Origin of the sequence: Streptomyces sp. 2A115, assembly GCF_052245575.1 — a bacterium.
Classification (GTDB): Bacteria; Actinomycetota; Actinomycetes; order Streptomycetales; family Streptomycetaceae; genus Streptomyces.
The window spans coordinates 1-14,550 of sequence record NZ_JBQQCG010000148.1 but is presented as its reverse complement, the minus strand read 5'-3'; the positions used below and the strand labels follow the sequence as shown (position 1 = coordinate 14,550).

Genomic DNA, 14,550 nt, shown 5'->3' with positions numbered 1-14,550 from the left:
GCCGGGCGGCCAATCAGTTGAAGCCACCAGCGGCAAAGCGCTCACAGCCACACCCGGCACCCCTGGGCGGGCCAACCATACGAGGGGCTCACCACGTCCCGCAGAACAACGTAGGGAAGCGCTCAGTCACAACAGCTCACGGCAGCACCACATGAGACATCCTCTTACCTGGAGGTGAAAGCCGAAGGGGACAACAGCATGTCAGGGAAGCGGTGGCCGTCTGGAGGTGTCCAGGGCGGAGGGCCGCAAGACCCGCGCGATATGGCCAAGGCTGGACTGCTTGAAGCCCAATCTCCAGCGGCACAAATAGAAACTCACCGGAACGACACCTGAAACCGGTGCTCTCGCCTTGCCGGGATCTGAAGAAGCGGCTCGGACGGCAACCTCCAAGGTGAGGGGCGTCGCCCAGTGAGGGCGGCCAAGGAGATGAGTGGGCGGCCTACGTCGTGCTCGAACGTCCGGGGGCGGGTCGCCAAGCCCGCCTGGGCCCAGATGATGGCCGCGCGCCGTCGAAAGACCCTGGTCGTCTGTCGCGTCTGCCACGAGGACATTCACTACGGTGCGAGCCACTCGAGGCAGAACTCATGAGAAGAAAAGGCACTGGAGAGCCCACTGCTGGGAAATCTAGCACGGTGGGTTCGGCGGGGGGCCGTCGGAAAAGGGCCTGGTCACGGGCACCCCGCTGGCGGCCTACCCAATCCGTTCGGGAAGGGGCCGTCGGAAAAGGACCGGCACCACGGGCACCTCGTCGGCGGCCTACTTCACTCCGCATCTGGAGGGACGCCGGCGTCTTCACCGCACTGCTGGACGGCGTGATCGCTGAGGCCGCCCGCCAGGGGAAGACGGACTTGTCGCTGGTCAGCGTGGATTCCACCACCGCCCGCGCCCACCACGACGCCGCCCGGGTGCGCATCGGCAGGGAGGTCATGGACGCTCTTGAGGAAGCCGCTGCCGAGCAGGAACGGGCCCGGGAAAAGGGGCGGCCCGCCGGAACAGAACGGACAGGCCGGAGTTCACGACCCCGAGCGGGAAGAGCGGCGGCGCATCAGGCGGCGGCGCAAGCTCCGCCTGAAGCAAGCCCTGCTCGGCAGGTCCCGTGGCGGGCTGACGAGCAAGGTCCATCTCGCCGCGGACCGCGGGTGCCGTCCGTTGTCGCTCGTCCTGACCGCGGGACAGGCCGCCGACAGCCCGCAGTTCGTCCCCGTGCTGCAGAAGGTGCGGGTCCCTCTGCCGGTCGGCCGTCCCCGGACCCGGCCTGACGCTGTCGCCGCGGACAAGGCCTAATCATCCCGCGCCAACCGCTCTTACCTGCGCAAACGCAACATCAAGGCAGTCATCCCGGAGAAGAAGGAAGCCTGGCGGGGCATCGCGACTCGATACGACAAGACACCCGAGAGCTACCTCGCCGGCCTCCATCTCCGCGCCTCCATGATCTGGATCAACGACCTGCTGAAGGCCACTGATTGATCACGACGTCACGCAGGCCCTAGCGCGTCACACCGCTGAACGAGGCCCGGAACATGGTCTGTCCGTCCTGTGTTCCGGTGATGTCAACAGCGAAGAGGTTGGGTCCGGGAGAGGGACGCACCTCGGCTTCGATCCAGCACGGCGCGTCGAACTCGACGTACCGCTTGAAACTCGTAGCGACGCGGGTGGGCTCGAAAGAGGCCGGAGCAAGGGCGGCATGGGCGCCTTGGTAGGCCGCCTCCAGCAATACGAGCCCTGGGACGTGGTCGACCGGATGGTCGAAGAGCAGGGCATTGGTGATGTCATTGCGGAGCTGCCAGCGGCACGGAGAGTCGCTGGGCGCCAGAACCACATCGGCCTCGTCGGCCCTGCCGACGAGTAGGGGAGTGACGGGCTCAGGCCGCGGCCACTCCCCCCAGCCAGCGGTCGGGTGCTCGCCGCGCAGCCGCCTGTACGCCGCCGGGGATATCCAGGCGAATTCGGCATCCGCCCGGGAGACGGTCGCACCGTTCCGGACGATGCGGAAGTCCATGGAAAAGGCCTTGGCCGTGTGTCTGGCCGTCCTTGACACGGCGAGCTCGACTTGGAACGTCGAAGCCTTAAGGGCTTCGAACCCCGGCTCGACCGTGAAGTTGAGGTGGTGTAGCAATGTCTGATGGGACGTCGGGACCCCGTACTCGGCATGGGCCACTGCCAGTCCGCTCTGTCGGATGGTCTGGGTCAGCAGCCGTGGATCGTAGACCCCAGGCCCGTCGGTGTCCGGCCAGCGGGCCGGGATGGCGAACTCGTCCGGACCACGCCGACTCCAGCCTCTGATGAGGACGGAGTCACGATGTCTGAGATGGGTGTACTCACCCAGTAATTCCGCCGACAGGTCGCCAACTTCAATCACGTCATGCACGCGTACAGCACTAGCAGTTTCGAACAAGAGATTCCCCCCAATGCGGACAAAAGGTCGATCGGATGCCGCAGTGTTAAGATACCGACTCTCCGTTTAATTGCAAGCTTTGGTCAACGAGAGTTCAAGCACGGGTAAAGTCGAATCTGGAGGCGCCGGGTGGCGAGACAGGAGCGCGCGATTCGCACGCGCAAGCTCATCCTGGAAACCATGGCTGATCTCTTCAATGAGGTCGGCTACGACGCCGCCACCATCTCCGCGCTGGTGGAACGGACCGGCTTGACCCGAGGCGCCCTGTACTTCCACTTCACTTCAAAGGAAGACATGGCGCGCAGCGTGCTCGAGCAGGCCCTCACCCGCGAAGGGCTCATCTCGCAGACGTTTAAGCTGCAGGAGTGGGTGGACCTCGGGCTCCTGCTGGCCTACCGGCTTCCCCGGGAGCCGATGCTGCGCGCCGCCGTCCGGCTGTCCGTCGACACCAAGGCCCGCGGCCTGTTCGGCACCCGGTGGCCGGACTGGATCGATCTGGCGCGCGAGCTCCTCGTCGAGGCCAAGGAGCGCGGCGAGTTGCTTCAGTATGTCGATCCCGCCGCCGTCGCACGGTTGACCGTCGGGGCGTGGACCGGTGTGCACCTGGTGACCGAAGCCCTGCCGGACCAGCGAGCCCTGGCCGAGGAGATCTCGGGCCTGTACGAGCTGCTGCTCCCGAACATCGCCAGCCCCGGAGTGCTCGCCAAGCTCGACACCTCGCCCTACCGGGCGGAGCGGCTGCTTGGTGGAAGCGGAACGGCCGCATTCACCGTGTGAGCCTGCTTCTCAGGGTGAATCAAAACGGAATGATGGAATCCACCCCGCGTGACGCCCGTCATCACGAGATTCCCTAAGGGTCTCACTCCAATAAAACGACACACCGTTCTGTTTCACTGGACGTGATGCGCCTTTTTGTCGTTTCGGAGGCGCCACCAATCAATCCCAGGCCTCCAGCTTATGGGTTTCTGTCCATTTTGTGAGCTTCTGTGAGCATATCTGGGGCTGTACAAACAACCGGACGGATGTTTTCTTTGTTGCGGCGGGGGCCAGCCACACCAGTCTGGACGGCGCCCTTGCCTGTCGATGTGGGGACGCGACGGGGGACTGATGACACGGCACGTACGGCAATCCATTCACGGTAGACGCGAGTCCTCGGTCCTGACCTCCCTGCTCACCGAGGTCGGCACGGATCTGTTCGCCTCGCTGCAGCGCAACGGCCACAGACTCAAGGCGGAGCAGTATGTCCACGGACTGCTGGCTTCGTCAGGGCGCAAGACGCTGCGGAAAATCGCGACGCAGGTCGATGGCGCCGCATCGCAGCAGAGCGTGCATCACTTCATCAGCGCGTCGCCATGGGCCTGGACGCCGGTGCGCCGGGCGCTGGCCCACTACGTGGGGCGGACACTGGCTCCCGAGGCATGGGTCATCAGGCCCACCGTGATCCCCAAGATCGGATCGCACTCGGTCGGCGTCGACCAGCAGTACATCCCGCACCTCAGGCAGGTCGTCAACAGCCAGCAGGCCGTGGGGACCTGGATGGCGTCGAGCCGGGCTGCCGTTCCCGTCGACTGGCATCTGCTCCTGCCTCCCCGCTGGCTGGAGGCCTCGCTCCGGCGGCGCGCGAGCATCCCCGTGGGGGAGGCGGCCAACACCCTCGAAGGGTGTGTGCGGGACGCGGCGCTGAACATCGCGAGCTTCGCGAAAGCCCTGCCCGGGCCGGTCGTGGTGGACGCGCAGGGACTGGACGCGGTCGTGCTGGCGCACCGCTTCATGTCTTTAGGGCTTGTTTTCCTGGTGCGGGCCGACCGGGAGACGCGGCTGCGGATCGACCGCTCCAGACTTCCCATGTACGGCGATGCGCCCAGCACCGCCGCCCAACTGGCCAGATCATTACCGCAGTTGCTGCGCCCGGTGAGCGTGGGGAGCGGGCCGACGCTGGCGGTGGCGATCCCCGTCACTGCCGTAGAGCCCCCTCGGGCTCCGCGCGGTGAGGGGATGATGCTGCTGGGCGAGGGGTCGTCCGCCGGGCAGGATGATGGCGGTCTGTGGCTGACCAACGCACGCACCGCGTCGCTGTCCTCACTGCTGCGGCTGACCCGCCTGTCGGGTTTCGTGGCGAGCGACTTCGCCGGCATCGCCGACGGCGTAGGCATGCGTGACTTCGCCGGACGGTCGTTCCAGGGATGGCACCACCACACGACCCTCGCATCGGTCGCCCATCTGATCGCCGTCTTGCAGGGCGAAGCCGACGAAGACGCCTGCCTGGCGCGGGCCGCGGCATGATCTGAATCACCGGGCGAATTACTACCGTTCGGTAGCTTGACACTCTCTTTCGCCGCATACGGCTGCGGCCGTGGCGTCTGCCTACTCTCTCGAGAGCGTCATCCGGTACCCGACACGAGCGCCAATCGCGGCGGAACAGGAGCGTGCGTAGTGCAGTTCAACCTCATCGGCCCCTTCGAGGTCCTCACCGACGAAGGGCACAGGTACGCTCCCAAGGCGCAGAAGATCTGCCAGATGCTCGCCGTCCTGGCGCTTCGGCCCCGTGAGACGGTCGCAGCGGACACGCTGATACGGGAGTTGTGGGGGGAGAATCCGCCCAGCAGTGCGCTGCGCACGTTGCAGACCCACGTCTACCATGCGCGGCGCATGCTCGTTGACGCCCAAGTGGCCACCCCCGAGCGGAAGTTGCTGGAGACCAGGGCGCCCGGCTACCAGCTCGACGTCAATGACGACGAAGTCGACGTCTGGACCTTCGAACGGCTGGTGCGGCGCGCGCAGTGGGAGCTCGACAACGATGCGGCCGACGCGGCGTCCAGGTATCTCACCCAGGCCGTGGGACTCTGGCGTGGACCTTTCTTGGCCAATGTGCCGGTTGGAAGTGTCCTGACCGGGCCCACCGCACGTGCCGAGGAGCTGAAGATCCGCGCACTGGAACTGCGCGTGGAGGTCGAGAGCCGCCTGGGCCGGTCCAGGGAGTTCCTGCCCGAACTGCGGGCGCTCGTCGATGAGTACCCCCTGCACGAGTGGTTTCACGGCCGGCTCATCGTGGCCCTGCATCAATCCGGCCGCAGAGGTGAGGCCCTTCAGGCGTACCAGAATCTTTACCACATCCTCCGGGGCCAGCTGGGCCTGGAACCTTCGGCGGATCTGCAGAAGATCCAGGCCGAGATCCTTACGGCGCCCGCGGACGACACGTCCTGGACGCCGCATCAGCGAAGCGGCACTGGGCCGCACTCAGTGGTGCCCTCGCTGGGGTCCACGGCTATCGCCGGCTGAGACGGCATCAGGCCGGAAAGGAGATCGAATCCCATGCCGCACCGGTCCATCCGGCCGAGCATTCCCATGTGAGCAAGGTGCTGCGCCCGCGAGATGCCTTGTGCGAGATTTGTGTGAGCTTGGACTGTTTCAATGCACTATGGCGTACATAGGAAGCAAGAGCTGTACAGGCTGGGGGAGCAATGCAGTTCCGGATACTGGGGCCGATGGAGGCCGTCGACAATGGCTGCTTGGTGGGGTTGGGGGGCACCAAGCAGCGCGCCACGCTCGGTTTTCTGTTGCTGCAGGCCAATAGAGTGGTGCCCGCCAGTCATTTGCTGAACGCGTTGTGGGGCCTCGACGATGCTCCGACGACCGCACGCAAAATCCTGCAGAACGCGGTGTACGGATTGCGCGGCATCCTCTCCTCGGGAAACAACACCGCGGCCGGTGACGGTACTTCGCCGGAACCCGCGATGCTGCTGACCCAGCCGCCCGGTTACATGCTGCGCGTCGACCCCGAGCAGGTGGATCTGCACCTGTTCCACAAATGGGTCGGCCTGGGACGTGAGAAACATGCGCAGGGTGCGCCGGATGCGGCGGCAGCGCTGCTGCGTGACGCGCTCGCGCTGTGGAGGGGACCGGCGTTGGCGGATCTGGTGGAGGCCGGCCTCGAATGGCCCGAACTGGCCGCGCTGCACAGCACGCAGCTCGATGTGCGAGAGGACTACTTCGACGCACAGCTGGCCTGCGGCCAGCACCACGCCGTCCTCGCGGAGGTGGAGACCATGGTCCAGGCCGAGCCGCTCAGGGAGCGGTCGTGCGGTCAGTTGATGCTTGCGCTGTATCGATGCGGACGACAGGCGGACGCGCTCAACGCGTACAGCCGTGTACGGGCCGTCCTGGTCGAGAATCTGGGCCTGGAGCCCGGCCGCGGCCTGCGGCAACTGCAGCAGGCGATCCTCGCCCAGGATCCCGCGCTCTCCCTGGGCGAGGTGGGAACGTACGGCGCGCTCGTCGCGTCGGCTGAAGTCTCTTCGAGCCCTCAGAAGGTACGCACCCTCGACGTGCGCCGCCGCCCGCCGGGGGACGGCAGCGGCACGGTGCCGGAGCAGCGCACCGCCGACGGGGTGGTGCTGCCCGAGCAGCGTGCCGGCGTGGACCGCCGCAGGGTCAGCGTGGTCTCGGTGCGCACCCGGCTCGCCCCTTCACTCGCCCGTGGCGCAGTTCATGACCTCGACGACCTTCTGGACGGCACCACACAGCTGGTCCGAGAGCAGGTGGAGCGGTTCGGTGGGACCGTGACGGCCTCGATCGGATCCGTTTCGCTGGCTCTGTTCGGACTTGACGGCCCCTGCGAAGAAGACGCCAAGCATGCCGTTCTGGCGGCGCTGGCGATCCGTGACGTGCTCGACGTCTCCGCCGGATCCGGGCCCGACTCGGCCCGGTTGTCCGTGCACGCTTCGGTGACCATGGGCGAGGTGCTGATGCGCCGAAGAGGCCAGGAAGAGGCCCTGACCGTGGTCGGCGCGGTGCTGGACGAATCCCAGGCGCTGCTCTGTGAGGTGCCCTCCGGCGAGGTGCGGGCCAGCCACGCCATCCGCCGGGCGAGCGAGCACGCCGTCCTCTACCGGCACTCCGATCCCTCGCCCGCGGGCTGGGAAGCGCTGGGCGTCCGCGACGAGGAGTCCCCCGAAGGGGGCGATACCGGCGGCACCGAGGCGTACGAACTCGACATCCTGCGCGGGCTCGTGAAGCGGACTCAGCACCGGGGCGTACCCCATCTGGTGACGGTCCTGGGGGAGGGCGGGACGGGGAAGAGCCGACTGTTGAGGGACTTCGAGCGCTGGGCCACAGGACGGGCAGACGCGCCTCGGGTCCTCACAGGACGCGTTTCAGCGGATCCGGACGACAGCCTCCTGACGGCCCCGGCACAGATCCTGACCGCCTACTGCGGCATCAGTACCGGCGACGACGCGGCGCGGGCACAGGCCACCCTCGCCCGTACGGTGCGGTCAATGTTTCCCTCCGAGCGGACGTCGGACCAGTTGCTGTCCCGCCTGCGCGCTCTCGTGGCCACCGGCGGCGTCGATGTCCACTTCGGGGAGCTGTGCCCGGGCGAAGTGCTCGACTCCTGGTCCCAGTTCCTCCGGGAGGCGGCCCGCCAGAAACCGCTCGTGCTGTGCATCGATGATCTGCACTGTGCCGACGACCTGGTGTTGGACACCGTCGAGGAACTTGCCGAGACAGCGGGGTCGGGGCCACTGTTCGTGGTCGCCGGAGCCGGGCCCGAGCTGCTGCTGCGCCGCCCGGGCTGGGCGGGGGGCAAGAGCCACGCCACCACGGTCACCCTCGACCAGCCGGAGATGGTCACCAACGAGCAGCTGGTGGAGTTCCTGTTGTCGGCCGGGCGAGGTGAAGGCATGCGGAGCTTCACGGAAGAGCGGGGCGCGGCGGCGTAGGAATCCTGTGGCCCGCATTCCGTGTGCCGCCGTCGGCTCATCGCCGGGTAATCAGCCGCCCGCCTTCTGCGGAATGGGGGACGAATGGCGCCTTTATGACCGCGCACTGGAATATGCGGGATCAGGATGTCAGCAAGATCTATCGGGCATCAGGGGTGCGGTCGAATCCCGCTGCAAGCACTCTATCCGCGCCCGAAAAGGAGCTGGACATGAATGCCGAATCCGCTGTGGCCGAACTTGCCGAGCCCTACCTGCGAGGGCTGTTGTCGTCGGCCGGCCTCGATGTCGAGTACGTAAGGGCGGAAGGCAACACGCTCTATCGCCGCGGTGAGGACGGGCGGGAAACACCCGTCCTCGACTACGCCAGCGGCTACGGGTCGCTGATCTTCGGGCACAACCATCCCGAGATCGTGGCACGCGCCGGGGAACTCCTGGCCGGGCGGACGCCGGTGCACGCACAGTTCTCGTCGCACCCCTACGCGAACCGGCTGGCCGCGGAACTGAACCGCATCATCCACCGGGAACTCGGCACCGGCGAGCCGTACTACGCCACCTTCGCCAACAGCGGTGCGGAGGCAGTCGAGGCCGCGGTGAAGCACGCCGAGCTCGACCGTGTCCTGCGGCTCGCGGAGACCATGGCGGAGATCGCGGCCGGCGCCGAGGAGGCCCGTACCGCCGTGCTGGACGGCCGGGCGGTCGTCCTCGGCGAGGTGTTCGCGCGCCTGGGGGTCGAGCGTCCCTCCGGGAGCGGTGACCCTCTGGAGCTGGTGATCGCCGAGATGACCCGCGTCAACGGGGAGCAGAGCGCCAAGGCCCCGGTGTTCCTGGCTCTGGAGGGCGGCTTCCACGGGAAGCTGATCGGCAGCGTCCAGTTGACCCACAACGAGGCCTACCGGGCTCCCTTCACGGCGCTCGGAGCCCGGGCGCGCTTCGTCCCCCAGGACCGGCCCGATGCGCTCAGAGATGCGCTCAAGGAGGTGCTCGAGGATGAACGCGGCACCCTGCTCCAGCTCGTCCTCGAAGACGGCGAGGTCCGTCTCGTCGAGCGCGACCACTCGGTGTTCTGCGCCTTCCTGCTGGAGCCGATCCAGGGCGAAGGGGGTATCCGGCCGCTGTCGTGGGAGGCCGCGCGGCACATCCAGGAGTTCGTCGATACGGCCGAGTGCCCCCTCGTCATCGACGAAATCCAGAGCGGGATGGGCCGCACCGGAGCACTGCTGGCCAGCTCGCACCTGGGACTGCGCGGCGACTACTACACCCTCGCCAAGTCCCTGGGCGGCGGCCTGGCCAAGGCATCCGTGATGCTGGTACGCGAGGCTCGCTACCGCACCCAGTTCGAACTGGTGCACAGCTCGACCTTCGCCAAGGACAGCTTCTCGTGCCACATCGCCCTCAAGGTGCTCGAACTGCTCGAGGCCGACGGCGGCCGCGCCTACCGGCAGGCGGCCGAGCGCGGTGCGGCACTGGAAACGATGCTCGAGAAGGTCCGTTCCGCCTTCCCCGACGTGGTCAAGGCGGTACGGGGCATGGGGCTGATGCTGGGCTTCGAGTTCCACGACCAGTCGCAGGCCGAGGACGAGGCGATCAGGGAAGCGGCCTGCTCCGGAATGTTCGGCTATGTGATCGCCGGTCACCTCCTGAACGGCCACGCGATCCGGACGTTCCCCACCGCGAGTGCGGTGAACACGCTGCGCTTCGAGCCGTCCGTTCTCCTCACCGACGGAGAGATCGACCGTCTGGAACGGGCGCTGACCGATGTCTGCGGCATCCTGCGCGAGCAGGCCTCGAACCGGCTGGTTCTGTCCTCCTGAACGGGGCGGCGCCCGCCGCCCGACCACACTGCCCGGCCCGTGTCCCCCGCGGGCCGGGCAGTGTGCCGTACGGGGCAGTGCCGTACGGCATGTCCGGTGTTCCGGCCGTGCGACACACGGCATCGGTGTGCGGCGGACCTTTTCCAATTACTAGCCCGTGGTCGGACATTGAGGAGTGAATTCCGAGGGCCCGCGTAGGGTCGGCTTTGAGGCTTTGTGTCACTCTCCCCACTCAGGAAGGAAAGTGCGGCGCAATTCGGTTGCGGCTCGCGCTGAGTAGTGGTGAATGGGTCTTGGGCCATGGGGAATCCGGTTATGAAAGGGCAGCGGAAGTTCATGATGAGTGAGCATGTTCCGACGGCAGTCGACAGCCGTATTGAACGGGATGAGCCGATCGCTGTCGTCGGGCTGTCCTGCCGGTTTCCCGGAGCCGGGAGTCCCTCCGCCTTCTGGGAGCTGCTCAGCGGTGGCACCAGTGCCATCACGGACCTGCCGGACGACCGGTGGGACGCCGGGACGCCGGACGCCGGCAGCAGGGGTGGATTCCTCGACGCCGTGGGCGACTTCGACGCCTCCTTCTTCGCGGTCTCCCCCCGTGAAGCGGCCGCCATGGACCCACAGCAGCGGATCGTCCTCGAGCTTGCCTGGGAGGCGCTGGAGGACGCGGGTATCGTCCCGGCGTCCCTGCGCGACACTCACACCTCGGTGTTCGTGGGCACACTGCGCGACGACTACACGAACCTGGTCTACCAGCGGGGCACCGGCGCGCTCACCCAGCACACGATGACCGGTGTCAACCGCGGTGTCATCGCCAACCGGGTCTCGCACCACCTGGGGCTGCGCGGACCGAGCATGACGGTGGACGCCGCCCAGTCGTCCTCGCTCGTCGCCGTACACCTGGCCTGCGAGAGCCTGCGCAGCGGCGAGTCGACCGCCGCCATCGCCGCCGGCGTGAACCTCAACCTCCTCGCGGAGAACGCCGTCACCGAGCAGCGATTCGGCGCGCTGTCCCAGGACGGGGTGACGTACACCTTCGATGCCCGCGCCAATGGGTTCGTACCCGGTGAGGGCAGCGGTGTCGTCGTCCTCAAGCCGCTGCGGCGGGCGGTCGAGGACGGCGACCGGATCTACGGCGTCATCCGTGGCAGCGCGGTGAACAACGACGGAGCCACCGACGGCCTGACCGTGCCCAGCGAGGAGGCCCAGGAGCAGGTGCTCCGGGCTGCCCGCGAGGGGGCCGGTGTGGACGCCGGTGAGGTGCAGTACGTGGAGCTGCACGGCACGGGCACGCCGGTGGGTGACCCCATCGAGGCGCGGGCCCTCGGGGCCGCGCTCGGTGCCGGACGCGGCGAGCGGGAGCTGCTGCGCGTCGGCTCGGTCAAGACCAACATCGGGCATCTGGAAGGCGCCGCCGGCATCGCGGGCCTCATCAAGACGCTGCTCAGCATCCACCACCGGGCGCTGCCCCCGAGCCTGAACTTCGAGACGCCCAACCCGCGGATTCCCCTGCGGGAGCTGGGACTCGCCGTGCAGCGGGAACTGACCGGCTGGCCGCGCCCGGACCGTCCGCTGGTGGCGGGTGTCAGCTCCTTCGGCATGGGGGGCACCAACTGCCACGTCGTCGTCGCGGAGGGCCCGGAGACCGCCGCCGACGAGAGCGTCCGGGAGCCGTCCGCTCCCGCCGTGCTGCCGTGGGTGGTGTCGGGCGCCGGACAGGCGGCCCTGCACGCGCAGGCGGGCCGACTGGCCGATTTCGCCGGGGACGACGGCGGTCCCTCGCCGGTGGACGTCGGCTGGTCCCTGGCCACCTCGCGCACCGCCTTCCGCCACCGGGCCGTCGTCCTGGCTCCGGACGCGCCCGGCCTCCTTCGGGGGACGGCCGCCCTGGCCTCGGGCCGTACCGCACCCGGAGTGGTGACCGGCACGGCCGAACCCGGCGCGCTGGCCGTCCTCTTCACCGGGCAGGGCGCCCAACGGGCCGCGATGGGCCAGGAGTTGTACGACACCTTCCCGGCGTACGCGGCGGCGTTCGACGAGGTGGCCGCGGCCCTCGACCCGCACCTGGACCGGCCGGTGGCCCGGACCATCCGCGGTGGACAGGGGCTTGATGAGACCCTCAACGCACAGCCCGCGCTGTTCGCCGTCGAGGTGGCCCTCCACCGGCTGTTCGAGTCCTGGGGCGTACGTCCCGACTACCTGCTCGGGCACTCCGTCGGTGAGGTCACCGCGGCCCACGTCGCCGGTGTCCTCGACCTGGCCGACGCCGCACGCCTCGTCACCACGCGCGCCCGGCTGATGCAGGCCGCCCCCGCCGGGGGCGCCATGATCGCCGTCGAGGCGACCGAGGAGGAAGTCCTCACCCTGCTGGCCGGGCACGAGGACGCCGTGAGCATCGCCGCGGTCAACGGCCCGCGGTCCACGGTCGTCTCCGGCGACCACGACACCGCCACGGCCCTGGCCGGGCGACTGCGCGCTCAGGGCCGCCAGACCAAGGCACTCACGGTCAGCCATGCCTTCCACTCCCCGCACATGGACGGCGTACTCGACGAATTCCGTGCGGCACTGGCCGACTTGACGTTCCACGCTCCCCGTATCCCGGTCGTCTCGAACGTCACCGGCACCCTGGCCACCGCCGAGGAGCTGGCGTCCCCCGACTACTGGGCGCGCCACATCCGCCAGGCCGTCCGCTTCCACGACGGAATCTGCTACCTCGAAGCCCACGGCGTCACCACCCTGCTCGAAGCCGGACCCGACGGTGTGCTGACCGCCCTCGCCCGTGACTCCTTCGAGAACCCCGACGCGGCCGAGGCCGTCGCCGCCCTGCGCCGCGACCGCCCCGAACCGCAGAGCGCCGTCACCGCGCTCGCGGCCCTCTTCGTCCGCGGCACCGACGTCGACTGGACCACGCTGTACGAGGGTTCGGGCGCCCGGCGCGTCGACCTGCCCACCTACGCCTTCCAGCGCAGGCGGTACTGGATCGACGGGACAGCGCGCACGGTACCGGCCGCGGCCTCGCCGCGGTCCGCGCTGCCGGACGAGGACCAGGCCGCCGAGCCGTCCCGCCGGGACCCGCGCGGCGAACTCGGCGCACGCCTGGCCGGCCTCTCCGACGGCGCGCGCCGGCAGGCCGTCGCCCAGTTGGTGACCGAGCACACCGCCACCGTCCTCGAATACGGGGCGGACGACCGCATCGACCCCGGGACACCGTTCAGGGAACTGGGATTCACCTCCCTGATGACCACCGAGCTGCGCGCGGCGCTGGCCGGGGCCACCGGTCTGCGGCTGCCCACCGGGCTCCTCTTCGACCACCCGACACCGCGCGCCCTGACCGAGTTCATCGAGGCCGAGCTGCTGGGCGCCGACACCCCCGGCCCCGACGACGCCTTCGCCGCGGCCGACGACGGCGAGCCCATCGCGATCATCTCGATGGCCTGCCGCTTCCCGGGCGGCGTCTCCTCGCCCGAGGATCTGTGGCGCCTGGTGTCGGACGGGGACGACGCCGTCTCGTCGTTCCCCACGGGACGCGGCTGGGGCGACGACCTGTACGACCCGGACCCCGAGCGGCAGGGCAGGAGCTCCGTGCGGCAGGGCGGGTTCCTGCACGAAGCCGGCGAGTTCGACGCCGCCTTCTTCGGGATCTCGCCGCGGGAAGCCCTGGCCATGGACCCCCAGCAGAGGCTTCTCCTGGAGACCTCCTGGGAGGCCGTCGAGCGCGCGGGTCTGCTGCCCGAGTCACTGCGCGGCACCCGTACCGGCGTCTTCGTCGGAGCCACCTCCCTGGAGTACGGGCCCCGCCTCCAGGACGCACCGCCGAGCGTCCACGGCAATATGCTCACCGGCAGCACCGCGAGCGTCATGTCCGGCCGCATCGCCTACCAGCTGGGCCTCATCGGCCCGGCGGTCACGGCCGACACCGCCTGCTCGTCCTCGCTGGTCGCCCTGCACCTGGCGATACGGTCCCTGAGGTCCGGCGAGACCAACCTGGCACTGGCGGGCGGGGCCGCCGTGATGTCGTCGCCCGGCATGTTCGTGGAGTTCTCGCGGCAGCGCGGACTCGCCCCCGACGGCCGCTGCAAGTCGTTCGCCGCGTCGGCGGACGGCACCGGCTGGTCCGAGGGCGTCGGCCTGCTCCTGGTGGAACGGCTCTCCGACGCGCGCCGCAACGGCCACCAGGTCCTCGCGGTGATCCGCGGCTCCGCCGTCAACCAGGACGGCGCGAGCAACGGTCTCACCGCCCCCAGCGGTCTCGCCCAGCAGCGGGTGATCCGCCAGGCGCTCGCCGACGCACGGCTGACGCCGGCGGACATCGACGCGGTGGAGGCGCACGGCACCGGCACCAGGCTCGGCGACCCCATCGAGGCCGAGGCGCTCATGGCCACGTACGGCAGCGGCCGCGAGGACGGGGATCCGGTGTACCTGGGTTCCCTCAAGTCGAACATCGGGCACACCCAGGCCGCCGCCGGGGTCGGCGGGATCATCAAGATGGTCCAGGCGATGCGCCACGGCGTGCTGCCCAGGACCCTCCACGTCGACGAGCCGACCCCCCGGGTGGACTGGACGGCCGGCGCGGTCGAACTGCTCACCGAGACCAGGGACTGGCCCGGCACCCGAGGGCGGCGGCGGG

8 protein-coding genes and 1 pseudogene are annotated in these 14,550 nt (G+C 68.8%); 8 read left to right on the top strand and 1 reads right to left on the bottom strand.

The genetic code is table 11. From position 1 onward, the window contains the following. Nucleotides 1-426: 426 nt before the first annotated feature. Nucleotides 427-588 (top strand): HNH endonuclease, encoded by a 162-nt coding sequence (locus ACTWQR_RS53955; RefSeq protein WP_443234706.1) that lies wholly within the window; start codon nucleotides 427-429, stop codon nucleotides 586-588. Nucleotides 589-767: 179 nt separating this feature from the next. Then, nucleotides 768-1,467, top strand: a pseudogene (locus tag ACTWQR_RS53950) (transposase); the annotation flags it as partial. 19 nt (nucleotides 1,468-1,486) lie between these two features. Here the strand turns inward: ACTWQR_RS53950 and ACTWQR_RS53945 are convergent. Next, nucleotides 1,487-2,359 (bottom strand): ScbA/BarX family gamma-butyrolactone biosynthesis protein, encoded by an 873-nt coding sequence (locus ACTWQR_RS53945; protein WP_443234705.1) that lies wholly within the window; start codon nucleotides 2,357-2,359, stop codon nucleotides 1,487-1,489. A 165-nt stretch (nucleotides 2,360-2,524) separates the two neighbouring features. Here ACTWQR_RS53945 and ACTWQR_RS53940 point away from each other — a divergent pair, with 165 nt between their 5' ends. From ACTWQR_RS53940 to ACTWQR_RS53915, 6 genes are all read left to right on the top strand, one after another. Next, the gene (locus ACTWQR_RS53940) at nucleotides 2,525-3,172 is read left to right on the top strand and encodes a ScbR family autoregulator-binding transcription factor (protein WP_443234704.1); all 648 of its coding nucleotides are present in this window, start codon (nucleotides 2,525-2,527) and stop codon (nucleotides 3,170-3,172) included. Between the two features lie 330 nt (nucleotides 3,173-3,502). Continuing rightward, nucleotides 3,503-4,678 (top strand): IS701 family transposase, encoded by a 1,176-nt coding sequence (locus tag ACTWQR_RS53935; RefSeq protein WP_443234703.1) that lies wholly within the window; start codon nucleotides 3,503-3,505, stop codon nucleotides 4,676-4,678. 150 nt (nucleotides 4,679-4,828) lie between these two features. Beyond that, nucleotides 4,829-5,674: an AfsR/SARP family transcriptional regulator gene (locus tag ACTWQR_RS53930; protein WP_443234702.1), complete on the top strand. Its 846-nt coding sequence runs from the start codon at nucleotides 4,829-4,831 to the stop codon at nucleotides 5,672-5,674. Nucleotides 5,675-5,856: 182 nt separating this feature from the next. Further along, on the top strand, nucleotides 5,857-8,115 hold the full coding sequence (locus tag ACTWQR_RS53925; protein WP_443234701.1) for a BTAD domain-containing putative transcriptional regulator: 2,259 nt from the start codon (nucleotides 5,857-5,859) through the stop codon (nucleotides 8,113-8,115). 209 nt (nucleotides 8,116-8,324) lie between these two features. Continuing rightward, nucleotides 8,325-9,926: an aspartate aminotransferase family protein gene (locus tag ACTWQR_RS53920; RefSeq protein ID WP_443234700.1), complete on the top strand. Its 1,602-nt coding sequence runs from the start codon at nucleotides 8,325-8,327 to the stop codon at nucleotides 9,924-9,926. A 315-nt stretch (nucleotides 9,927-10,241) separates the two neighbouring features. Next, the coding region (locus tag ACTWQR_RS53915; RefSeq protein ID WP_443234699.1) for a type I polyketide synthase at nucleotides 10,242-14,550 on the top strand (4,309 nt) is incomplete at its 3' end.